Annotated in this window: 21 protein-coding genes; 6 read left to right on the top strand and 15 right to left on the bottom strand. The window is 71.3% G+C overall.

Annotation, left to right across the window (positions count from 1 at the left end):
* Positions 1-182: 182 nt before the first annotated feature.
* The 4 genes from AC0IY1_RS24430 to AC0IY1_RS24415 all read left to right on the top strand — a co-directional run bounded on the left by AC0IY1_RS24430 (position 183) and on the right by AC0IY1_RS24415 (position 3,204).
* Positions 183-434, top strand: a complete 252-nt coding sequence (locus AC0IY1_RS24430) for a hypothetical protein (RefSeq protein WP_055957411.1) — start codon at positions 183-185, stop codon at positions 432-434.
* 102 nt (positions 435-536) lie between these two features.
* Entirely contained in the window at positions 537-1,286 is a 750-nt protein-coding gene (locus AC0IY1_RS24425; RefSeq protein ID WP_055957414.1) for a 5-oxoprolinase subunit B family protein, read from the top strand.
* A gap of 56 nt (positions 1,287-1,342) precedes the next feature.
* Positions 1,343-2,371, top strand: a complete 1,029-nt coding sequence (locus AC0IY1_RS24420; RefSeq protein ID WP_055957418.1) for a 5-oxoprolinase subunit C family protein — start codon at positions 1,343-1,345, stop codon at positions 2,369-2,371.
* A 50-nt stretch (positions 2,372-2,421) separates the two neighbouring features.
* A complete protein-coding gene (locus AC0IY1_RS24415) occupies positions 2,422-3,204 on the top strand; it encodes a 5-oxoprolinase subunit PxpA (RefSeq protein ID WP_055957421.1) in 783 nt (260 codons plus the stop codon).
* On the opposite strand, the gene AC0IY1_RS24410 is transcribed toward AC0IY1_RS24415, so the two are convergent.
* From AC0IY1_RS24410 to AC0IY1_RS24360, 11 genes are all read right to left on the bottom strand, one after another.
* Positions 3,177-3,443, bottom strand: a complete 267-nt coding sequence (locus AC0IY1_RS24410) for a flagellar biosynthetic protein FliQ (protein WP_055957424.1) — start codon at positions 3,441-3,443, stop codon at positions 3,177-3,179. The two genes, AC0IY1_RS24415 and AC0IY1_RS24410, sit on opposite strands and share 28 nt — an antisense overlap.
* A gap of 55 nt (positions 3,444-3,498) precedes the next feature.
* Positions 3,499-3,918 (bottom strand): flagellar hook assembly protein FlgD, encoded by a 420-nt coding sequence (flgD, locus tag AC0IY1_RS24405; protein WP_055957427.1) that lies wholly within the window; start codon positions 3,916-3,918, stop codon positions 3,499-3,501.
* Between the two features lie 28 nt (positions 3,919-3,946).
* Entirely contained in the window at positions 3,947-4,432 is a 486-nt protein-coding gene (gene flbT, locus AC0IY1_RS24400; protein ID WP_082513230.1) for a flagellar biosynthesis repressor FlbT, read from the bottom strand.
* 8 nt (positions 4,433-4,440) lie between these two features.
* Entirely contained in the window at positions 4,441-4,788 is a 348-nt protein-coding gene (flaF, locus tag AC0IY1_RS24395) for a flagellar biosynthesis regulator FlaF (RefSeq protein WP_055957431.1), read from the bottom strand.
* 142 nt (positions 4,789-4,930) lie between these two features.
* On the bottom strand, positions 4,931-5,980 hold the full coding sequence (locus AC0IY1_RS24390; RefSeq protein WP_055957434.1) for a flagellar hook-associated family protein: 1,050 nt from the start codon (positions 5,978-5,980) through the stop codon (positions 4,931-4,933).
* A 5-nt stretch (positions 5,981-5,985) separates the two neighbouring features.
* Positions 5,986-7,881: a flagellar hook-associated protein FlgK gene (gene flgK / locus AC0IY1_RS24385; protein WP_055957437.1), complete on the bottom strand. Its 1,896-nt coding sequence runs from the start codon at positions 7,879-7,881 to the stop codon at positions 5,986-5,988.
* 106 nt (positions 7,882-7,987) lie between these two features.
* Positions 7,988-9,229 (bottom strand): flagellar hook protein FlgE, encoded by a 1,242-nt coding sequence (locus AC0IY1_RS24380; protein WP_055957440.1) that lies wholly within the window; start codon positions 9,227-9,229, stop codon positions 7,988-7,990.
* Positions 9,230-9,380: 151 nt separating this feature from the next.
* The gene (gene fliI / locus AC0IY1_RS24375; RefSeq protein ID WP_055957443.1) at positions 9,381-10,706 is read right to left on the bottom strand and encodes a flagellar protein export ATPase FliI; all 1,326 of its coding nucleotides are present in this window, start codon (positions 10,704-10,706) and stop codon (positions 9,381-9,383) included.
* A gap of 4 nt (positions 10,707-10,710) precedes the next feature.
* Positions 10,711-11,436 carry a flagellar basal-body rod protein FlgF gene (gene flgF / locus AC0IY1_RS24370; RefSeq protein ID WP_055957446.1) on the bottom strand — a complete coding sequence of 242 codons (726 nt, stop codon included), beginning with the start codon at positions 11,434-11,436 and terminating at the stop codon, positions 10,711-10,713.
* A 6-nt stretch (positions 11,437-11,442) separates the two neighbouring features.
* Positions 11,443-12,219, bottom strand: coding sequence for a DUF1217 domain-containing protein (locus AC0IY1_RS24365; protein WP_055957450.1), 777 nt, complete (start codon positions 12,217-12,219; stop codon positions 11,443-11,445).
* Between the two features lie 169 nt (positions 12,220-12,388).
* Complete coding sequence (locus AC0IY1_RS24360) at positions 12,389-12,940, bottom strand: hypothetical protein (protein ID WP_082513244.1); 552 nt, start codon at positions 12,938-12,940, stop codon at positions 12,389-12,391.
* A gap of 141 nt (positions 12,941-13,081) precedes the next feature.
* Here AC0IY1_RS24360 and AC0IY1_RS24355 point away from each other — a divergent pair, with 141 nt between their 5' ends.
* Complete coding sequence (locus AC0IY1_RS24355) at positions 13,082-13,375, top strand: PilZ domain-containing protein (protein ID WP_055957452.1); 294 nt, start codon at positions 13,082-13,084, stop codon at positions 13,373-13,375.
* Positions 13,376-13,705: 330 nt separating this feature from the next.
* Entirely contained in the window at positions 13,706-14,995 is a 1,290-nt protein-coding gene (locus AC0IY1_RS24350; protein WP_055957455.1) for a flagellin N-terminal helical domain-containing protein, read from the top strand.
* Positions 14,996-15,116: 121 nt separating this feature from the next.
* Here AC0IY1_RS24350 and AC0IY1_RS24345 read toward each other — a convergent pair whose 3' ends face one another.
* From AC0IY1_RS24345 to AC0IY1_RS24330, 4 genes are all read right to left on the bottom strand, one after another.
* On the bottom strand, positions 15,117-15,791 hold the full coding sequence (locus AC0IY1_RS24345; RefSeq protein ID WP_055957459.1) for a response regulator transcription factor: 675 nt from the start codon (positions 15,789-15,791) through the stop codon (positions 15,117-15,119).
* A 425-nt stretch (positions 15,792-16,216) separates the two neighbouring features.
* Positions 16,217-18,385, bottom strand: a complete 2,169-nt coding sequence (locus AC0IY1_RS24340) for an FUSC family protein (RefSeq protein WP_055957461.1) — start codon at positions 18,383-18,385, stop codon at positions 16,217-16,219.
* A 266-nt stretch (positions 18,386-18,651) separates the two neighbouring features.
* The gene (gene aqpZ, locus AC0IY1_RS24335; RefSeq protein WP_055957467.1) at positions 18,652-19,392 is read right to left on the bottom strand and encodes an aquaporin Z; all 741 of its coding nucleotides are present in this window, start codon (positions 19,390-19,392) and stop codon (positions 18,652-18,654) included.
* Positions 19,393-19,902: 510 nt separating this feature from the next.
* Entirely contained in the window at positions 19,903-20,280 is a 378-nt protein-coding gene (locus AC0IY1_RS24330; RefSeq protein ID WP_055957470.1) for a hypothetical protein, read from the bottom strand.
* Positions 20,281-20,857 lie beyond the last annotated feature (577 nt).

Here is a 20,857-nt window from a genome sequence, read left to right as displayed (position 1 = left end):
CTGGCACCGGCCGCGGCATCGGCAAAGCGACCGAACGGGCGCGGCGCGCGTTGAAGGGATGTCGATTCCACCCTGCGGGTGCGTGCGTGCTAAGATCATTGTCTGCATCGGCGCCGTACGTTGGGATTTCGGACCCAGCCTGCAGCGTCCGCGTTGTGTTCTTCGAAAGACTCGATTGCCTCATGCCTGATCTTCGCCTCGCCCTCCCCCTCCTCGGTGCTCTCCTGGTTTCGGGAACCGCGGTCGCCGAACCCACGCCGATCCGCGAATTGCTCAAGCTCTCCTGCACCGGAGACTACCTGGAGCATTGCAGCATGCACCCGCCCGGCGGCCCGGAGGTGGAGGCCTGCTTCCGGCAGAACCTGCGCAAGCTCTCGCCGGACTGCGCCCGGGCGATCCGGACCTATCAGCGTGAGAAGAAATCCACGCGCTGAGGCCGGCCCAGCCGGAAAGCCGGCTTCCGGATCGGATCCCGAACCGGATTCCCGACCACCCGCGTCGCCGGCGTCCGGGCCGACGCGCAGCAGGATCAGGCCGTGTCGCAGGCAGACGCAAGCACGCCGACCGATCGGGATGCCGTCCGGTTCCGCGATGCCGGCGAGGCGGCGCTCGTCGTCGAGTTCGGCGCGCGGGTCGACCCGGACCTGAACGCACGGGTGCTCGCCCTGGACGCGGCCCTCGGACGGGACCCGGTCGCCGGCATCCTGGAGACGGTGCCGACCTATCGCTCGCTGATGATCCATTACGACCCGCTGAGGCTCGACCGCGACGCCCTCGCGGCCCGGGTCGGCGCTCTCCTCGATCGGCCTCCGGCAGGACCGCGCGCCGGCCGCACCTGGACGCTGCCCTGCTGCTACGATCCGGCCTTCGCGGAGGATCTGGCGGCGGTCGCCGACTGGGCCGGCCTGCCCGCTTCGGCCGTCGCCGCGCGCCACGCCCAGGGGACGTACCGGGTCTACATGTACGGATTCGCGCCGGGCTTCGCCTATCTGGGCGGCCTGCCGGACGCCCTCGCGATCCCCCGTCGCCCGACGCCGCGCCCGCCCCATCCCGCCAACGCCCTCCTGGTGGGCGGCGGTCTCGCGGCCGTGGCGACCTTTCCGATGCCGACCGGCTGGTACGTCGTCGGACGGACGCCGGAGCGGCTCTATTCCGAGGACCGTCCGCAGAGCTTCCTCGTCGAACCCGGCGACGGCCTCCGCTTCGAGCCGATCGACGCGGCGACCTTCGCCGCCCTCGAGGCCCGGGCCGCGCAGGGGGAAATCCTCGCGCGGAGAAGTCCGTGAGTGCGGAGCCGATGCGGGAGGAGCCCAACAGGGAGGAGCCCATGCGAGAGGAGCCCATGAGCGAGGGAGCCGTCACGGGGCAGGCCACGCTCCGGATCCTCGCGGCCGGGGGCGGCGTCACCCTGCAGGATGCCGGGCGGCACGGTTTCCTGCGCTACGGCATCACGCCGGCCGGGCCGATGGATCCCCTCGCCCACGCCACCGCCAACCGGGCCCTCGACAATCCCCCGGGCGCCACCCTGATCGAGGTCTCCCTCGGCGGGTTGTCGCTGACGACGGCCGGGGCCGCCGTCGACGTCGCCCTGGCGGGCGGGGACCTGCGCATCGACCTCGACGGGCGCGCGCTGCCCGGCGCCGTGGCCCTCACCCTGCGGCCGGGCGCGCGGCTCACCCTCCGGGCGGGCCGGGCCGGGGCCTGGTGCAGCCTCGCGGTGGCCGGGGAGATCGCCGTGGCGCCAGTGCTGGGCTCGACGGCGACCCACACCCGCTCCGGGCTCGGCGGCCTGCACGGGCGCGGCTTGCGGGCGGGCGACACCCTCGCGATCCGGACGCCGTGCGCCACGGTCGGCGAGCCCTGCCGCCTCGCGGCGCCCTGGCTCCACCGGCCGCCGGACGTGATCCGCGTCGTCCTCGGGCCCCAGGACGACCTCTTCCCGGCGTCCGTCCGCGACGCCTTCCTGGCGGGTCCCTGGCGGATCGGTCCGCGCGGCGACCGCATGGCCAGCTTCCTCGAAGGTCCGTCCCTCCAGGCCCGGAGCCACGACATCGTCTCCGACGGCATCGCCATGGGGGCGATCCAGGTCCCGGGCTCGGGCCAGCCCCTGGTGCTCATGGCCGACCGCCAGCCCACCGGCGGCTATCCGAAGATCGCCACGGTGATCGGCGCCGATCTCGGCCGTCTGGCCCAGGCTCAGGCGGGCACGGCGCTGCGCTTCGCCGCCGTCGACCTCGCGCAGGCGGTGGCGGCGCGGCGGGCCGAACGCGACGTCCTGGTCCCGGACATCCGGCGCGAGCCCGTCCTGCGCACCGAATTTCCCTCCGAATTCCTGCTCGGGACCAACCTCATCGACGGCGTCGTCGGTTAGGATCGCCCCTCCCGCGGCCGCAGGACCGCGCCGCTGCCGGATGCACCCCGATGCCGACCATCGACCTGAATGCCGATCTGGGGGAAGGCTTCGGCGCCTATCGCTGCAGCGACGATGCGGCGATGCTCGCCCTCGTGACCTCGGCCAACGTCGCCTGCGGATTCCATGCCGGCGACCCGGAGATCATGGCCGAGACCTTCGCCCTGGCGCGGGCGCGGGGCGTCGCCGTGGGCGCGCATCCGGGCTTTCCCGACCTCGCCGGCTTCGGGCGCCGGCCGATGCCGTTCGGCCCGGCCGAGATCGAGCGGCAGGTCGCCTACCAGGTCGGCGCCGCGCAGGCGCTGGCCGCCCTGGCGGGCCATCGCCTGACCTACGTCAAGGCGCACGGGGCGCTGGCCAACCGCGCGGCGGCGGAGCGCGACGTGGCGGATGCGATCGCACGGGCGGTGCGCGCGGTCGATCCCAACCTCGGCCTCCTGGCCATCGCCCGGACCGAGCAGGTCGCGGCCGGCGAGGCGGCGGGCCTCGCCGTCCATGCCGAGATCTTCGCCGACCGCGGCTATACCGAGGCGGGCCAGCTGATCCCGCGCGGCCAGCCCGGCGCGCTGATCACGGCGGCCGAGGCGGCGGCGGACCGGGTCCTGGCGATGGTGCAGGCCGGCGGCATCCTCACGGCCGAGGGCACCCTGCTGCCGACGCGGATCGACTCGGTCTGCGTGCACGGCGACAGCGCGCACGCCGTGGGCATGGCGCGGGCGGTGCGGGCGCGGCTGGAGGCGGCCGGGATCACCCTGCGGGGCCTCGGTCAGAACCCGGTGACGATGCGCCCGTAGGTGGCCTCGGCGAAGGTGTAGATCTGCGCTCCGATGAAGGAGCTGGTCACGAGGAGCACCAGCAGGATCACCACGATCTTGGGCACGAAGGTGAGCGTCACCTCCTGGATCTGCGTCAGCGCCTGCAGCAGCGCCACGGCGATGCCGATCAGCATCGCCGCGCCGATGGCCGGTCCCGCCGCGACGATCACGGTCCAGATCGCGGCGCGCACGAGTTCGAGGGCGTCGACCTCGTTCATCCGGGGAGCGGCCTTGTCCTGGGGGGGTTCACGTCCACTCTACGCCGGAATGCCGTCACCGCGACAGGGAAATGCCCTGCGACAGGAGCACGTCCTGGCCGTTGGTCAGGCGGGCCAGGGCGCCCTCGCTGGTGATCTTCACGGACTGGACCTCGCCCGTGACCGTGCCGTCCGAGGAGGTGATGGTCCGGCCGATGATCTGGTCGGCCTGCGACAGGAAGCTCGACGAGAGCAGGGAGTCCAGCTTGGTGTTGGTCTTGGTCGCCTGCTCCACCTGGGAGAAGGTCGCCAGCTCGCTGACATAGGCCGTCGAATCCATCGGCTTCGTCGGATCCTGGTTCTTCAGCTGCGTCATCAGCAGGGTCAGGAAGGTGTCGGCGTTCATCGAGGCGGCGACGCCGGTCGCGGATTTGGTGGCGGCCGCGGTGACGGCCGTCTGGGATGTGCCCGTGCTGGGGACGCTGGCGACGCTCATCGGCGGGCCTCCTGGTTCGATGGCCCGGTCAGGCCGGGTGGACGGGGGATTCGACGGGCACGGCCCGAAGCACCGGCGCGAGCGCATCCCCCGGGGCGGGGGTGGTCATGTGGGTGGTCATGGGGGTGGTCATGGGGGCAGCCATGAGGGCGGCCTCCGCCGCGTAGAGCCCGCGGATCAGCTTGAGCGCCTCGATCAGACGGCCCGCCTCGACGAGCTGGCCGGCGCCGAGGACCCCCTCGCGGATCTCCGGATCGGCGACGACGGCGAGGAGACCGGCCTGGAGGCTGCGGCAGAGCTCGCGGGCGGGGTCCGCGTTGGCCGGATCGATCACCAGCGCCTGGACCGCGAAGTAGAGCTGGCGCAGGGGCGTGGTCGCCGCCTCCGCCTGCAGCACGTGGGTCTCCAGCAGGAAGGTGGCGTCGTTCAGAAGCTCCAGGGAGACCTTCCGATCGACGCGCAGGACTGCGCCGTTCACGTAGACGCGCTCGCCGGCGCGCAGGGACAGACGCATGGTCCGGCTCACCGCAGGCCATCCCGGATCGAGGTGTTGACCGCGATCAGCGCCGACAGGGTGCGGTCGGGCTCGGCGATGACCGCGTTGGCCTCGTGCATGCTCCACAGGCCGATGGAGACGAGGTCGGCGCGCAGGTCCGGCGGCAGGCCGTTCTCCTCGCTCTGGAGGTCCTCGATGAGCACGCCCCAGAGGCTCTGCAGGAAGCCGGCCGCCATGGCGCGATCCGCCTGCTGGGCATCGGGCCGGTCGGCGATGCGCATCAGGTCGAGAGCCCGGTCGAAGGCGGCGCGCTCGCGCTCACGCGCGATGGCCGGGGCCTCCTCCAGGATCTCGGCATAGGAAAACTGGTACATATCGGTCCTGTCCCGTGTATCCGCGGCCCGCCGCGCCGGGGCGCGGATCGGACCGATGAGCCGTTGGGGCCGGCGGGCCTTCCGGGGAAGGCACCCGCCGCCGGGTCGTGACGGGGCTCGGCGGCCGGAGCCCCGCGCCGCGCTAGAGGTAGTTGACGAGGGAGAGCTGCCGCAGCTGCGCGGTCAGGGCGTAGGAGATCTGCACCTGCGTCGACAGGCGGTCGACCCGGGTCTTGGCCTCGGCCCGGTCCACGCCCTCCAGGTCGCCGATCTGCGAATCGAGCAGCGCCGTCTGCGACTCGAGCCGGGTGTTGGCCGAGGTGATCGCGGCCTGCGAGCGGCCGAGATCGGCCTGGAGGGTGATCAGGCCCTTGCTCGCCTCGCCCAGCAGGCCGGCGACCCGGGTCGTCAGGACGGTCTGCGCCGCCGCCGAGAGGTTCGTGGACCCGAGGTCGGAGGCCATCACGTAGGCCATGGCGAGCTTGCGCATCGCGGGTGCGTTGGCGCTCGCCGAGGTCTCCGCGGTCTCGCTGAGGGAGATCTGGTTGACCAGGGGCGCGGTCCCGGCAGCGGACCAGGTCGTCCCCCAGGCGGCTTCGTCGAACAGGCCCTTGAAGGCCGGCCCATCGAGGAAGCCCGCCATGTCGGCGGCCGAGATCGCGCTCGCGCCGGGGTTGTCCTGCGACATCCCGAAGGCCGCGCGGAAGGCCGCGTCGACGGCGGTCTTCGCCGGGGAGGCCGGACTCGTCGCGTAGGGGGTCATCGGGGCCTCGGCGGTCCGCGCGCCGCCGAAGACGAACTGGCCGCCCGCGGAAGTGTTGAGGAGCGCGGTCAGGGTGCCGAGCCCGTTCGCCGCCATGTCCTTGAGGACGCCGGCACGCTTGTCCTCGGGAACGCCCGTCAGCGCCTTCAGGGTGGCGTCGGCCCCATCCTGGATCTGCTTGAGGACGGCCTGCGAGGTGCCGAGCCGGAGGCTCGCGGCGTTGTTGCTGTCGCGCAGGGCCGCGAGTTCGGCGATCTTCTGGCGCAGCCCGACGGCGAGGCCGGTGCGGCTGCCGAGCGTCAGGCCGACATCGGCATAGCGGCCTGTGACGATCTCCTGGTTGGCCTGCGCCATGTCGGTCTGCATCCGGGCCAGGCCGATGCGCGGCGTGTTCCAGAAGCTCAGGGTGGAGAGGGCGTTGGTCCGCATGGGGTCTATCGCACCGCATCCATCAGGGTTTTCAGGAGATCGTTCACGAGCGTTAGCAGCTTGGCCGAGGCCGTGTAGGACCGTTCGAGCGCGAGGGTGGACGCCGTCTCGTCGTCGGTGTTGACGCCGGTGGCGTTGGAATAGGCGTCGGAGGCGCGGGCGAGCAGCGTCGACTGGTAGTTCGACTCCGCGGTGGCAGCCTGCCGCTTGCCCGCGAGCCAGCCCACGGAGGCGGTCGCGAAATCCTGGAGACTGCCGCGGGTGGGAAGGCCCGCGGAAGCGTCGAAGGAGCGGTCGGCCGTCACGAGCGAGGCCAGCGTCCGCAGGCGGTCGGCGAAGGCGTTGCCGCCCGTGGCCGCCGGGTTCGACCGGTACCCGGCCCCCGCGATGCCGCCGTCCCGCAGCAGGGCGACGTCGCCGCCGCGCTGCGGATCGACCGAGGCGTTGATCCGGAGCCGGGCCGCCAGCCCGGTCGCGGCGAAGGGGCCGCTGGGGACCGATCCGCCGGCATCCGCCACGAACAGGCCCGCCGCCCGCGGCGGGACACCGAACGCGACGCCGAAGCCGACATCGACCAGCATCCTGCCGGACGTCGGCGCCATGTTCTGGACGGTGAGCCGCGCGGCGGCCCCCGTGGCCGCCGCGGTGGTGAAGGTGAGGCGCCCGGCGGTGTCGAGGCCGGCGGTCACCTTGCCGGCGAGCGAGGGCGTCGCGGTATCGGCGGCGATCCGACCGTTGATCGCCGCGACGAGCTCGGCCGGCGTCACCTTGGACAGGTCGGCCGCCGCACCCGCCATCGTGCTCGCATTCAGCACGATCTTGACGGCGGAGCCGTCGGCGAGGCTGAGGGAGAACGCCACTTCCTTGGCGCCGCTCAGATCCGCCGTCCCGGCCGTGCCCGCGGCGGCACCCGGGCGGAAGGCTTCCGTCGTCGCCAGGGCGGAAAGGCCGCTCACCTGGCCCGTGGACTGGTTCAGGACGCTGGTCCCGATCTCGGAGAAGGCGTCGACGAGGTTGGCGGCGATCCCGTCGAGCTGGGATTCGTAGCGAGTGGCCACGCCGTCGCGCAGTTCCGCCAGGCCGGCGATGCGGCCGGACTGCACCGGCATCGGGGAATTGGCGCCCGTGACCGGCACGCCGTCGACGATGACGGCGCCCCCGGTCGTGCCGGCCGAGAAGGCGGGGGTGGGCGTGAAGGAGACGCGCCGGGCGGCGCGCTCGAACAGCGGGACGCCGCTGTCGGTGTAGATCGCGACGTCGTTGCCGGCGCGCACGACCGTGGAGATGCCGATCTCCTGGGACAGGCCGGCGAGGATGCGGTCGCGGTCGTCCAGGGCGTCGGTCACGTCGCTGCCGTTCGCGGTCCCGCGGGTCACGACCTGGTTGGCGGCCTCGAACTGGGACAGGAGGTCGTTGATGCGCGAGACCGACTCGGCGAGGTCGGCGTCGGCCTGCATGCGCACGATCTCGACGGCGGCCGCGCTGTTGTTCAGGCTGGTCGCGAGGTCGCGCGCCCGGTCGACCGCGTCGCGCGCGAGCGCCACGTCGTCGGGCTGGTTGGCCGCGGCCTTCAGGGCGGCGTTGAGGGCGCCGAGGCGCGCGGCCGGAGAGGTGCCGTCGCTGGTGTCGCCGATGGTGCCCTGGAGGGTGGTGAGACCACCGAGCACGGCCTCGCTGGCGGCCACGGAGGAGGTCCCGGCGAGCTTTCGGTCGAAGAGGGCGACGTCGGTCGCCCGCTGGATCGAGACCGCGCTGCCCCCGCCGGCCGCCACCAGGTTGGCGATCTTGCGGCTGTAGAACGGATCGCTCGCCCCGGCCGTGTTGCGCGCGGCGACGGCGATTTGCGCCGAGGTCGCGAGCAGCGAGGTCCGGGCGGAGTTGAGGGCGAGGGCGAGGCCCATCGGGGATATCCTGGAAAGGGGGCGGGTGGTGGGCGACGGGAGCCGCCGCACCGGGAGGCGCGGCGGACGGGGCCCGGAGGCCCGGGCGCCGAAGTCCTGTCTGGCTTCAGCGCTTGAGGTTCATCAGGGTCTCGAGCAACTCGTTGCCGGTCATGAACACCTTCGAGTTGGCGGTGTAGACCGTCTGCGACTCGATCATCGAGGTCAGCTCGGAGCTGACGTCGACGTTGGACTGCTCCAGCGCGCTCGCCTTGATGGTGCCGAGGCCGCCGAGGCCGGCGAAGCCGATCTGGAGGTCGCCGGAGTTCAGCGAGGGCAGGTAGACGTTGCCGGCGCGCGGTTCGAGATTGTCGGGGCTCTTCACCTCGGCGACCGGGATCTTGAAGGCTGCGAGGCGGGTGCCGTCGGCGTAGGTGGCGTAGACGAGGCCGTCCGAGCCGAACTCCGTGCCGGTCACGGCCGAGGGCGCCTTGCCGTTGGCCGTGCCCTTGAGGGCGTCGGCACCGGCGAGCTGCGTCATGCCGCTCATGTCGAGGGAGAAGGGCTCTCCGCCGGGAATCGTGAAGCTCGTGGTGGTCGGGCCGGTCAGCTTGCCGTTCGCGTCGAACGCGAGCGTCACCGGCGGCGCGGTCAGGGCGGTCCCGTCCGGGGCGTAGACCGATGCGGTCCAGGTGTTGGGGAGGACCGGAGGGGTGGCGGCCGGATCGACGGGCGCGTGCTTCAGGTAGATGTCGAGGGTGACGCTGTTGCCGAGCTTGTCGTAGGTGACGAGCGACGTCTTCTTCGAATAGTTCGTCGGCGACAGGGCTCCCCCGAGCGCCGGCGTGTCGGCAGCGAGGTTGCCGCCCATCGTCGCCTTGGTGGAGGGCGTCGCCCGCAGGCCGAGGCTCGCCATGTTCACGGGCACCAGCCCGTCGGTGCTGTTCAGGGCGGGCGTCGGATCCTGGCCATCGACGAGGCTGTAGCCCATCAGGGTGAAGCCGCCGGAATTGATGAGGTTGCCCGTCGGACCGTCCACCACGAAGTTGCCGGCGCGGGTCAGGTAGGACGCCTTGTTATCGTCCTGCACCACGAAGAAGCCGTTGCCCTGGATGGCGAGGTCGGTCTTCGACGAGGTGAAGGTGACCGGCCCCTGGCTGCCGATCGACCGGCGGATCGTGGTCTCGACCGCACCGGAGGTGTAGTTCGCCGTGGAGCCGCCGTCGATCAGCAGGGACGAGAACTCGGCCGCCGAGCGCTTGTAGCCCGTGGTGCTCGCGTTCTGGACGTTCTCGGCGACGGTGGAGATGCGGTTCGACTGCGCATTCATGCCGGAGACGCCGGTGCGCAAAACGCTGATGAGACTCATGACGTCACCTCGAAATCGGGGGCCGCGGCGCGGCGCGGCGGTTCGGCGGGCACTAAAGGAAGACAGGCTTGCGCGGGGCTGGGTCGCCGCGCGCGCGGGGGATGAACGGGAGGAAACGGAGCGGAGGGGGCCGCGGGCGGCATGATCCCCCTCACGTCCGCAGGAACTGCGCGAGCTCCAGGAACGCGTCCTGGCTCGCCGCCATGCCGGGTTCCTGACGCAGGGCCTCGTAGATCCGCGGAACCAGGAGGATGGCCTGATCGAGCTCGGCATCCTCGCCGGCGCGGTAGCCGCCCATCAGGCGCAGGTCGCGGGTTTCCTCGAAGCGGGCCATCATGGCCTTGAGGCGCCGGACGAGTTCGCGCTGCTCGGGCGTCCAGACCTCGGAGGCGAGGCGCGAGATCGACCCGAGGAGATGCATCGCCGGATAGCGGCCCTGCTCGGCGATGGCCCGGTCGAGGACCACGTGCCCGTCGAGGGTGCCGCGGATCGAATCCGCCACTGGGTCGTTGTGATCGTCGCCGTCGACCAGCACCGAGAAGACGCCCGTGATGGTGCCGGCGCCGTCGAGGCCGGGGCCGGCCCGCTCGAGGAGGCGGGGCAGATCGGAGAACACGCTCGGCGGATAGCCCCGCGCCACCGCCGGCTCGCCGGCCGCCAGGGCCACGTCGCGGGCCGCATGGGCGTAGCGCGTCACGGAATCCACGATGAGCAGCACGGATTCGCCGGCGTCGCGAAACGATTCCGCGATGGCGAGCGCCATCTTGGGCGCCTGCCGGCGCATCATCGGGCTCTCGTCCCCGGTGGAGACGACGATGACGGCCCGGGCCCGGTTGGGCGCCATCGCCCCGTCCAGGAATTCGCGCACCTCGCGGCCGCGCTCGCCCACCAGGGCCACGACGACGCTGTCGAAGCCGGTGGCTCCGGCGAGCATCGCCAGCAGGGTCGACTTGCCGACGCCGGAGCCGGCGAAGATGCCGATGCGCTGGCCGAGGCAGAGGGGCGTGAACAGGTCGAGGGCGCGAACCCCCGTGCGCAGGGGCTGCGTCACCCGCGCCCGTTCCATGGCGGGCGGCGGCGCGGCTTCCAGCGGCACGGCGCGGGCGCCCGGGACGAGGTCGCCGAGGCCGTCGATGGGACGCCCGAGGGCATCGATCACCCGGCCCTTCCAGCTCGGATCGGGGCGCAGGGTCGGGTCGCCGAGGCGATAGGCCAGGGTTCCGATCCCGGCCTCGATCCGGGCATCGAACGGCTTCACCGTCACGCCGCCGGCATCCACGCGCACGACCTCGCCGATCTGCTCGCGGCCATTGGCCCGGAAGCCCATGCGGTCGCCGAGGGTCATGAACGGCGCCACGCCGGCGACGCGGGCCGCGCTGGCGGTGACCTCCTGGATCGGCCCGCCGACGCGCACCAGGGGCAGGGCCTCGCGGCCCGTCGCCAGGGCCGCGCCGAGGCGGTCGAGGACATCGGGCATCGGCTCAGCCCTGCGGGCTCAGGGAGCGGATCGCCCCGGAGAAGGTGGTCTCGGTCTCGGAGCTGAGGGTCGCGGCGCTCTCGAAGGCGCGCTGGATGGTGATGAGCTTCGTCATCTCCAGCACCGGGTTGACGTTGGCGCCCTCCACGAAGCCCTGGACCATGCCCATGCGGGTGAAGTCCTGCACCGGGGTCGCCGGCAGGCTGGTGCTGACGCCGTTCGGCTCGGCACGGGTGAGCGTGCTCTTCGGGTCGAGGGTGAAGAGGCCGATGGCGCCGACCTGGTTGATGCCCTGGGAGACGCTGCCGTCGCGCCCGATGGTGGGCGGACCGGCCTGCGGATCGAGCAGGATCGGCGCGCCGCCGGGATCCAGCATCGGCTGGCCGGTGAGGTTGCGCAGCTGGCCCAGCGCATCCATCGTCATGCGGCCGTCGCGGGTATAGACGGGGCCCTTGGCACCGCGCACGGCGAACCAGGCCTCGCCCTGGACCGCCACGTCGAGGGGGCTGTCCGTCTTGATCGTCGGTCCGGCGCGCTGGGAGATGTAGGTGTCGCCGGAGGACGCGAAGGCGATGGCGCCCTTGGTGGCCTGGGCGAGGAGCGCGGTGAACTTGGTGTCCTCGGCGCGGTAACCGCTGGTGGAGAGGTTGGCGACGTTGTTGGCGACCGCGTTCAGCCGCTTGTCCATCGCGATCTGCGCGGAGAGCGAAACGTAGAGGGCGTTCTGCATGGCGCCTCAGTTCCCCGTTCGGATGCGCTGGAGGCTGAGCAGCAGGCTCGCGTCGAGCCCCTGCGTCGACGAATCGGCGAACAGGTTGAGGATGGGCGCCGAGGCGGCGTTGTTCTGGGCGTCCCAGATCGCGGTGAAGCGCTGCACGAAGCGCTGCAACTTGTCCGGGTCCTTGAAGCTCGCCAGATCCACCCGCTTCTCGATGATCGCCGCCTGGCTGGCGATGCCGTCCGCGCTGGACCCGTCGGGCAGTCCCAGGACGGTCTTGACCACCTGCGACAGGGCCGGGTCTCCCAGCACGCCGTAGCCCGAGGAGACGGTGGGCGCCTTGCGGGCGAAGTACAGGGCGAGACGCACGCCGGCATCCTCGCTGCCCGCATCGGTTTCCAGGGTCTGGCGCAGGTAGGCGGTGGTGGTCTCCGAGGTGGCGGCGGCCCGGGTCGTGGCGGCCGCGCCGTAGGTGTCGAAATCGAAGGCGCTGGCGAAGGCGACGTAGCGGTCGTCGGCGAGACGGTTGGCGAAGGCCCTCGGGTCCAGGACCCCCTCGGTCAGGACCTTGCGCATGAAGGCCTTGGCGTAGGTCATGTCCTCCAGGCCATAGGCCTTCATCGCGTAGGTGTAGAGGCGCCGGTCGCCGAGGAAGTCGTCGATGGATTTCACGTCGCCGATCTTGGCCTTGTAGTAGGCGGTCTCGCGGGCGACGTCGGGCTGTGCGGCCTTGCGCGCCAGGGTCGCGTCGAGGTCGCGGGCGATCAGACGGTAGCTCGTGAAGGTGCTCGTCATGGCAGGACGCGATCGCTCGTGCGGCGCGGTGGCATCGCCGGATGGAAGGATGGGGGCGGACACGGCCGGCCCGGGAAGGCTCCCGGCAGCGGAGCCAGGGCGGCGCCCGTCTGCTCTAGAGCGCATGGCTTGCGGCAGGCTGGTGCCGGGGCGGGGCCTCGCCCGGACGTCACAGCGGGGACGGCCCGATGATCGTCTCCGAGGTGATCACGACCCAGCCGGACCCGGTGGCGCGAATGGAGAGGATGCGGCCCGCGCCCGGCAGGACGGCGCCCGGCACGACCTGGCGCAGGCCCTCGGGGCCTTCCACCAGGGCCGCGCCCTCGGTCACCCGGCGCAGGACGTAGCCGCGCGCCTTCGCGGGGGATTCGCTCCGCTCCTCGTCGGATTGCGGCGGGACGGGATCGGGCAGCGCGCCGGTGGTGGTCGGATCGAGATCGAGGGCCGCCTCGCGGGTGGGGGCGACGGTTCGCTTCCAGGCGAAGCCGCCAGCCACCGCCGGCAGGAAGGGCTGGACCGAGTAGGTGTTCGTCGCCCCCGTGATCGCGTAGGCCGCGAAGGTGCCGGAGACGACGGCGAGGCCGAGGCAGATGCCGATGGCGGCGCGCTCCACGGCGGCGGCCCGGGACCGGCGCAGGACCTCGGCCCCGGCCGAGGGACGGGTGTAGCCGGGACGCGGCGAGAGCGGGGTGGCGGCGCGACGGGAGAGGGTCGTGGTCATGGCCATCGCAAGAGGAAGCCGGCGGACGTCACTGAACACTCCCATGTTATAGTTACCAAAGCGTTAAGGCTGGGTCTGGATCGACAGTCCGGACACCCGCTGTTAAGCCTGCGCGCAGGTTGCAGACAGGACAGCGGGACGATGGCGGATTGGCAGGAGGCGGTTGCCCGGGGAGACCGGCCCGCGCGCACGCCCGCGCCGAAGCGCTTCCGCGTGATGCAGCAGGGCCGCATCGTCCTCGGCCCGGAACGGCTCGTGGCCTGCATCGTCCGGGACCTCTCGCCGAAGGGCGCCAGCCTGCGCCTGCCGCGCCCGACCCCGCTGCCCGAGCGCTTCGACCTCGTCATCGCCGGCCACGAACTCCGGACCGTCGCGGTCCAGCTGCGCTGGCAGCGCGCCGACTTCGCCGGCGTGACCTTCCTGACGCAGGACTGAGAACAGGCCCGACGCACAACCCAGACTGGCATTCGGTGCATCCGGGACAGGCCCGGGCGATCGGCCTTAAGCTCCTGCTAAGTCGGAGCGGGCATAGTCGCCTCATCGGCAAGCGACTGTCCCGGATCGGGACGGAAGCCCCTCGATACGAGCGCGGTGGATAGGTTTCGTGGACCTATAGACATGATGTCGTCCCACCGGTCCGGTGAAAATCCGGGATGTATGAAGCAATACTAGGACCTCACTCAGGGATCCCTATCGCCCTCGCGGCGTATTGCTCGGCGACGCACACGAATTCCTTGTAATTCCTGTCAACCGGACATCCTCGCAATGACCAGCCTGCTGACCAACAACGCCGCCATGACGGCGCTGACGACCCTCAAGAACATCACGACCCAGCTCGACGTGACCAGCAACCGGGTCTCGACCGGCCTGCGCGTGTCGTCCGCGGCCGACAACGCCGCCTACTGGTCGATCGCCACCACCGTCCGCGCCGACAACGGCTCGCTCGGCGCCATCAAGGACGTGCTCGGGATCGGCAGCTCCTCGATCGACACGGCCTATAACGGCATCAACGCCATCATCGAGAACGTGAAGAACCTGCGCAACCAGCTGACCTCGGCCCTGTCCTCGAACGTGGACCGCGCCAAGGTTCAGTTCGAAATCTCGGCGATCCAGTCGACCATGAAGGCCACGGCCGACTCGTCGGTCATGAGCGGGCAGAACTGGCTCTCGGTCGACTCGTCCAGCGCGAAGTTCGCAGCCACGCAGAAGATCACGGCCGGCTTCTCCCGCGACATTGCCGGCGGCATCAAGTTCTCCGAGGTGTCGATCAACGTCGGCAACGCCGGCGGCCTGAAGCTCTACGATGCGGGCGCGAGCGCCGGTACGTCGGGTAAGGTCACGGCGGCGGCCTCCTTCGGCCCCACCACCGATGTCTCGACCGCGATCGCCTTCTCGGTCAACGCCGGCGGCGGTGCCGTGACCGTCACCCTGAATGCTGCGAAATTCCCCGCGGCCTCGGGCTTCGACCCGACCAAGGTCACGAGCGATCAGATCGTTGCAGAGATCAACAACCAGCTGGCGGCTGATCCCAAGACCAACGGCGCCGTGACGGCGAGCCTGGACGAGGACGGCCGTCTCCAGTTCGAGACGACCAAGCTCGGGGCTTCCGCCTCGGTCGTCGTGACCTTCACGGCCGCCGGCCTCGGGTTCGGCACGACCGCTCAGACGGGTACCGGCGTCGCCGGAACTGCGGCCTCCAAGGGTATCCTGGACAGCGTGGATGCGATCACCGGCAAGTCGGTGAGCAACATCGATATCTCCACCGCCACCGACGCCCAGGTGAAGGCCTACATCACCCAGGTCGACAAGGCCCTGGCCGCCATGACCAACACCGCGACCTCGCTCGGTTCGAGCAAGAAGCAGGTCGATGGCCAGAAGGCGTTCATCGACACCCTGATGAAGGCCAACGACCGGACGATCGGCACCCTCGTCGATGCCGACATCGAGGAGGAGTCCACGAAGCTCAAGGCCCTGCAGACCCAGCAGCAGCTCGGCGTGCAGGCCCTCAGCATCGCCAACTCGGCCAGCCAGAACGTCCTCTCGCTCTTCCGCTAAGCCGCACGGCGCCCCCGGAGGATCCGGGGGCGCTCCACGCGAAAAAGGCCACGCGTCCGCGAGGAGGCGTGGCCTTTTTTCGATTCCGGAGGGTGCGCGACCGCGACGGGGCCCGCGCGGATCAGCCCACGAAGGTGTAGCCGGCCAGCCGCTTGGCCTCGATCGGGTCGTAGCCGAGGCGCATGCGCAGCTTCTTGCGCAGCTTGCTAATGTGGCCCTCGACCACGCTCTCCTCCACGTCGGTGCCGTGGTCGGCATAGACCGCGGTGAAGATCTGCGCCCGGCTGAGCTGCCGGCCGCGATGGCTGGCGAAATACTCGAGGATGTGCCGCTCGCGGCGCGGCAGGATCAGGCTGATCCCGTCGATCTCCGGGTCGCGGCCGTCGGAGAAGACCTTGAGGCGGCCGCTGCGATCCTGGGCGGGGGGCGCCTGGATCTCGCCGCGGATACCGCGCCGGCGGATCGCCTCGGCCCGGGCTAGGATCTCGCGGACATGGACCGGGCGGCGCACGACGTCGTCGATGCCGGCGGTGAAGAGGTCGAGGGTCTGCTCCAGGGAGCGGGTCTCGTTGAGGGCGATGATCGGTGCCTGGGAGAAGCTGCGGATCGCGGCGGTCCGGCTGGCGCGATCGGCGCATTCGCCGAGCACGATCCCCTTGAGGGCATCGGCCGGGTTTCCGGCGAGCCAGGCCAGGAAGTCGTCAGCATTGGTGCCACGCGCCGGAACCGATTGCGCGTTGAAGCCCGCCACGTACTCGGCGGCAACCGAGTGCCGCTCATCGACAACGATATACATTCCAGCGCCCCGCCGAAAACGAACTGTTATGCAAACCCACCGGACGATCACCTGGGAAGCGGAGCGACTTCGTTGTTCGCCCTTGATACCCAAGCTTTACTTGATGATGACTTCGCAGCGACATCTCTTTGGGGGGATGTATTTGCTGCCGTCCGGCGCTTTGCGTTAAGAATGTTTCTTTAAGGAAATGGTTAATTTTGAATTAAGTGAATCGGCGTCCTGTGATCCCGGGCCGATTTTGGGGCGTTTGGCATACCAGACGTGCCTCCGGAGGCGTCGGATGTGGCAAATCGATCACGGTTTCGCGAACGGCCGGATCCGATTCCCCGCGCCGTACGAATCGCGCGAGCAGCATGCGGGACCTGTTCGGAGCGCCGACCGCGACGGCGGGCGCCGGGCCGAGGGCCGCGCGCCGGGACCGCGCCTCAGGCGCTCCGCGCCGCGGCGGGGGCCAGGGTCTCGCCCAGGAGTTCGATCTGGGCGACGAGGCGGGTCAGGCCTTCGCTGCGGGGAACCGAGGGCATCGGCGGTGACGTGCCCTCGCCTTCGCCCCCGAGGCTCGACAGGGTCGCGGTGATCCAGCCGCTCCAGGCCGCGAGCGCCTCGGGTTCGGCCACCTCGACGGCGTAGCGCAGGGCGGTGAGACGGGCCGAGATCCGCCGCAGGGTGGCGTCCGCCACCATGGCGGATTCCACCTGCGGGTGTCGCCCGGCCCGGGGCTGCTGGAGGGCGCGGGCGAGGGCGGCTTCGAGGTCGTTGAGGGCGAGGCCGGCACCCCGGGCGGCCTGGGCCCGCAGGCCGCTGGCCTCCGCTTCGGGCCCGGCGCAGAGCACCGCCCGGGCAAAGGCCGCATGGGCCCGCACCGCCTTGCGCAGTTCGATGCGTACCTGATCGGGCTCCCAGATCGGCCAGAGCACGAGGGCGCTGGCCACCGCGATGAGGCCGCCCAGGAGGGTGAGGAGGGCGCGCATGCCCGCCACCTCCCAGGAGCCGTGCCCGGGCTCCACCACCTCGACGAGGAGGACCACGAGCGGCGTCAGGCAGGCGATGAAGACGCCGTAGCTCACCTGCCGGGCGGCAAAGCCGATGATGCTCAAGGGAAAGACCAGGGCGGCCAGGGCCAGGGGCGAGGTGGCGAAGCTGGCGAGGATGGCCCCGATCAGGCCGCCGAGCACCGTGCCGCCGATCCGCTCCAGGGCCCGCTGCCAAGTGGCGGCGTAGAAGGGCTGCATCGTCAGCACCACCGTCATGGTGAGCCAGTGGGCGAACGGCCCGGCCCAGACGAGGGTCGCCCAGAGGGCGGGGGCCGCCACCACGGTGGCGCGCACGGCGTGGCGCAGGTTGGCGGAGGCGACGGTGAAATTGGTGCTGAGCGGCCCGAGGAGTCGGGTCCCGAGGGGGAGGCTGGCCCGGCCCAGCAGGGCGCCGCCGGGCCGGTAGCCGTCCGGCGTCGAGAGTTTCGCGCCGATGCGGACGCGGTCGAGGATGCGGGTGGCGAGATCGTGCAGCCCGCGGTCATGGGCGAGGCGCCGGGTGCTCCGGTCGATCGCCCGGTCCAGGCGGGCGAGGTCGATCACGCTGTCGTCGCGGATGGCCCGGGCGATCACCCCGAGGAGCGGACGCAGGCGGCGCAGGAAGCGGCGGGCCATCCGGCGCCGGCGCGGGTCCGGCTCGCCCTCGATCAGGTCCGAGACCGCGATCAGGGCGGCGAAGATCTGCTCGGCCGCCTCCAGGCGGATCAGGGCCTGGGCCGTGCGGTCCGAGATGCGCTCGCGGCTGCGGGCGAGGTCGACGATCACCGTCCGGGCCTGCTCAATCGCCTCGCGCACACCCCGGCGGTGGGCCCGGGCATGCCGGTCGAAAGCCTGCAGATCGAAGGTCTGGCGGTCGAAGATCTGGCGGGCCCCGCCCCGGGCGGCGGCCTTGGTCTCGGAATTTTCCGGCCAGGCGAGATTCTCGGGCCAGGTCAGGGAGGCGAGATCCTCGAGATCGTCGCAGAGGCGGGTCAGGCGGCGCCAGACCTCGGCCACCGCGCGATGCGTCGGGCGATAGGGATGGAGGCGCCACAGGAGGAGCGCCAGCAGCGTCGCCCACAGGCCTCCGGCGCTGAAGACCAAGCCCGCCACCAGGGCCTGGTCAGGGGTGAGCGGCCGGTCCAGGGCAAAGCACAGGACGAGGACCAGGACGTTGCCGGCGGCCTGGGCCTGCACTCCCCAGACCCGGGCGTAGGTGCAGCCGAAGATGACGATGCCGGCGAGCGGCACCACCGGCAGCGGCCCGAGCGGCTGCATCAGGCCGAACAGCCCCCAGATGATCCCGCCGAGGAGCGAGAACACCGTCAGCACGAGGAGGCGCGAGCGCATCGGGCCGCCCGCATCGGCGAAGCAGGCGAGGTTCGCCGCGAGCGCCACGGTGAGGAGCGGCGGCCAGGGAAACCCTTCGTGCAGCAGGATGACGAGGCCGAAGGCCAGGGCCGCCCGCACCCCGTCGACGAGGCTGAGGCCGCGGGGATCGAGGCCGATCGGCAGGCGCGTGAGGTCGAGCCCCGGATTGGTCAGCGTCCCGCGGCCCCGCAGGAAGGCGGCCGCGCGCACCCGCCGGCGTCGGCTCCCCTCGGGGCCGGTCGGGGCAGGCGTCGACGGGCCGGGGGTAGACCGGGTGGGACTGGACCGGGTGGAAGGGGGCCGGGTGGAGGACGAAGGCATCGCGGACGAGCGGAACTCCCGGCGGGCGCAGGCCTGCCGTACCTCCGCGATCTAGGGCGCATCCGTCTCGCGTGGAACCGCCAGGCTCGGCACGGGAGCCCTGCGCGACGCGGGAGCCTTCCGTATCCCGCAGGGCGAGACGCCGGTGCCCGAGGTCAGATCGCGCGGCCTTTCTCGACCACCGTCGTGTTCACGACGTCCGCGGGCTCATAGAGCCAGCGCGTCATGGCGCCCGCCGCCATCGCGCCGACGATCGGCGCGAGCCAGAACAGCCAGAGCTGCGCCACGGATGCGCCGCCCGCGATCAAGGCCGGACCGGTGCTGCGCGCCGGATTGACCGACGTGTTGGTCACCGGGATCGAGATCAGGTGGATCAGCACCAGGGCGAACCCGATCGGGATTCCGGCAAAGCCCGTCGCGGCCCCCTTCGAGGTGGTGCCGACGATGATGACGAGGAAGAAGAACGTCGTCAGGAATTCGGTGATGAGACAGGCCGCGAGGCTGTACTGGCCCGGGCTGAGGTCTCCGTAGCCGTTCGCGGCGAATCCGTTCGGGAGCCAGCCGGCCTTGCCCGAGGCGATGGAATAGAGGACGCCGGCCGCCAGGAGCGCGCCCGTCACCTGGGCGACGATGTAGGGCAGGACGTGCTGGTTGGCGCAGCGCTGGGCCGACCACAGCCCGAGGGTCACGGCCGGGTTGAAGTGCCCGCCGGAGATGTGCCCGACCGCGTAGGCCATCGTCAGCACCGTGAGGCCGAAGGCCAGGGCGACCCCGAGAAAGCCGATGCCGAGGTCGGGAAAGGCCGCCGACAGGATTGCGGCACCGCAGCCGCCAAAGGTCAGCCAGAACGTCCCGAAGACCTCGGCGGTCGCCCGCCGCATCGTGTCGTGATCCATGACGCCGCCTCCCGCTCGCGTGGTCGCGAGGCGCTCGTCCCGTGGCGGGTTCGCCGCCACCGCCGGCACGACGCGAGATCGAATCCCCTGCGTCGCAGAAGCGGCGCAGGATCGCGGATGACACGGCCGCAGGATGACAGCAACGACACTGTAAACTCAAATTGTCATATCTCCGACCGGCTGCGGAGATTGGCCTGTTTTCAGTGTTCGGCGACACTGAACCGGCGCGAAGACTGGGCAGGACTGACGAAGGCCGCTGCGCGAGCGATCGCCGGAAGGCGGTGTCCGTCCGGCACAGCTGTGGGTCCGCGCCGTTCGGACGCCGCGCGCCCCGTACTTCCTTCCGCGCAGGGCGGGCTGACAGGCCGGTTTCAGCCGGGCCGGCGGCGCGTCCCCGCGCAAGTCTGGCCCAGGCGAATCTGGCGCAGGCGAGTCCGGACCGCGTCGCGGGGCCAAAGCGCCGGACCCGACCGTTCGGACCGTCAGGCCGCGGCCGTCAGGTCCCGGCCGTTAGAATTTGCCGCCGAGACCGACGCTGCCGCTCTGCCCCATCTGGGGGGCGAGGCCGCCGGAGCTCGACCGGGTCGTGGTCTCGCCCTCGATATCCTCGCGGCGGATCCGGCGCTCCTCGTTCGCGGCCGCGCGGGTCTGGCCGCCGGCGGCGGTCGGCACGTTGAGGCGGCGGGTCGGCGAGGTCTGCAGCGGGCCGCCGTCGGGATCGACCTCGGCGGAGCGGCTGCGCTGGGGGCCCGGCACCGCGCCGCGCATGGAGGGCGGCGGCCCGATTTCCGTCTCGGGCATCACACCGCCGCCGCCGCCGAGCGCTTGGCACCCGGCAAGCGCAGCGGCAACGAGCGCGACGGCGCAAACTCTGGACGGAAGGGACATCGGTTCTGGTCCTCGGCAACACCGGCGACCGCATTCGGACGCCCACTCAAGCTAATCGCCTCTGTACGACGCAGTTTTGTCGAAAACCAGACACGCTCTGGTGCGCAAGAGCATTGCGGCCACGCTTGGCGCAATGCCAGAGTGCTGGGATCGGAACGAAGATCGGTCGCAGCCCGGTCCGTTTCTTGCGCGCGATCGCGTCGTCCTGCTTTCGCCGGGGTCGGGTTCATCCATCCCCGGGGATCGCAGGAGGGACGCCGCTCGCGGGTCCATTCCTGTCGCCCATCCACAACTTCGCCTTGGTCCACGCGCAATGAGGCCGGAGCCGCCCGTCAGGCGGAACCCGCCGCCCAAGCTGCCATTGTGTCAGGCCGGCGAGTCGCACCACTCGGGGAACGCGCGTGTTCAGAACTGTCCGGATGATCGCCACTGCGACGATCACCCTGTTGGCCGCCTCCGCGGCCGCCGAAACCCCGGCCGCGCCGGGCAAGGACGCCGCGCCGAGCTCCGGCGAGGTGACGACGGGCGCGTCCGCGCCGCCGGCCTCCGCCCCCGGGGCTTCCGCCCCGGCCCCGAC

It is taken from the genome of Methylobacterium sp. AC690, assembly GCF_979256535.1.
This window is presented reverse-complemented; position numbering and strand designations above follow the sequence as displayed.

Bases quoted from the DNA above. Each gene is read 5' to 3' on its own strand.
- AC0IY1_RS24330 (WP_055957470.1), bottom strand. From the start codon at position 20,280: ATGTCCCTTCCGTCCAGAGTTTGCGCCGTCGCGCTCGTTGCCGCTGCG.
- flbT (WP_082513230.1), bottom strand. From the start codon at position 4,432: ATGCGTCTGTCCCTGCGCGCCGGCGAGCGCGTCTACGTGAACGGCGCA.
- flaF (WP_055957431.1), bottom strand. From the start codon at position 4,788: ATGTACCAGTTTTCCTATGCCGAGATCCTGGAGGAGGCCCCGGCCATC.
- AC0IY1_RS24430 (WP_055957411.1), top strand. From the start codon at position 183: ATGCCTGATCTTCGCCTCGCCCTCCCCCTCCTCGGTGCTCTCCTGGTT.
- aqpZ (WP_055957467.1), bottom strand. From the start codon at position 19,392: ATGGATCACGACACGATGCGGCGGGCGACCGCCGAGGTCTTCGGGACG.
- AC0IY1_RS24390 (WP_055957434.1), bottom strand. From the start codon at position 5,980: ATGCGGACCAACGCCCTCTCCACCCTGAGCTTCTGGAACACGCCGCGC.
- fliI (WP_055957443.1), bottom strand. From the start codon at position 10,706: ATGCCCGATGTCCTCGACCGCCTCGGCGCGGCCCTGGCGACGGGCCGC.
- AC0IY1_RS24365 (WP_055957450.1), bottom strand. From the start codon at position 12,219: ATGACGAGCACCTTCACGAGCTACCGTCTGATCGCCCGCGACCTCGAC.
- AC0IY1_RS24410 (WP_055957424.1), bottom strand. From the start codon at position 3,443: ATGAACGAGGTCGACGCCCTCGAACTCGTGCGCGCCGCGATCTGGACC.
- flgF (WP_055957446.1), bottom strand. From the start codon at position 11,436: ATGCAGAACGCCCTCTACGTTTCGCTCTCCGCGCAGATCGCGATGGAC.
- AC0IY1_RS24360 (WP_082513244.1), bottom strand. From the start codon at position 12,940: ATGACCACGACCCTCTCCCGTCGCGCCGCCACCCCGCTCTCGCCGCGT.
- AC0IY1_RS24350 (WP_055957455.1), top strand. From the start codon at position 13,706: ATGACCAGCCTGCTGACCAACAACGCCGCCATGACGGCGCTGACGACC.
- AC0IY1_RS24420 (WP_055957418.1), top strand. From the start codon at position 1,343: ATGAGCGAGGGAGCCGTCACGGGGCAGGCCACGCTCCGGATCCTCGCG.
- AC0IY1_RS24380 (WP_055957440.1), bottom strand. From the start codon at position 9,229: ATGAGTCTCATCAGCGTTTTGCGCACCGGCGTCTCCGGCATGAATGCG.
- flgK (WP_055957437.1), bottom strand. From the start codon at position 7,881: ATGGGCCTCGCCCTCGCCCTCAACTCCGCCCGGACCTCGCTGCTCGCG.
- AC0IY1_RS24355 (WP_055957452.1), top strand. From the start codon at position 13,082: ATGGCGGATTGGCAGGAGGCGGTTGCCCGGGGAGACCGGCCCGCGCGC.
- flgD (WP_055957427.1), bottom strand. From the start codon at position 3,918: ATGAGCGTCGCCAGCGTCCCCAGCACGGGCACATCCCAGACGGCCGTC.
- AC0IY1_RS24415 (WP_055957421.1), top strand. From the start codon at position 2,422: ATGCCGACCATCGACCTGAATGCCGATCTGGGGGAAGGCTTCGGCGCC.
- AC0IY1_RS24345 (WP_055957459.1), bottom strand. From the start codon at position 15,791: ATGTATATCGTTGTCGATGAGCGGCACTCGGTTGCCGCCGAGTACGTG.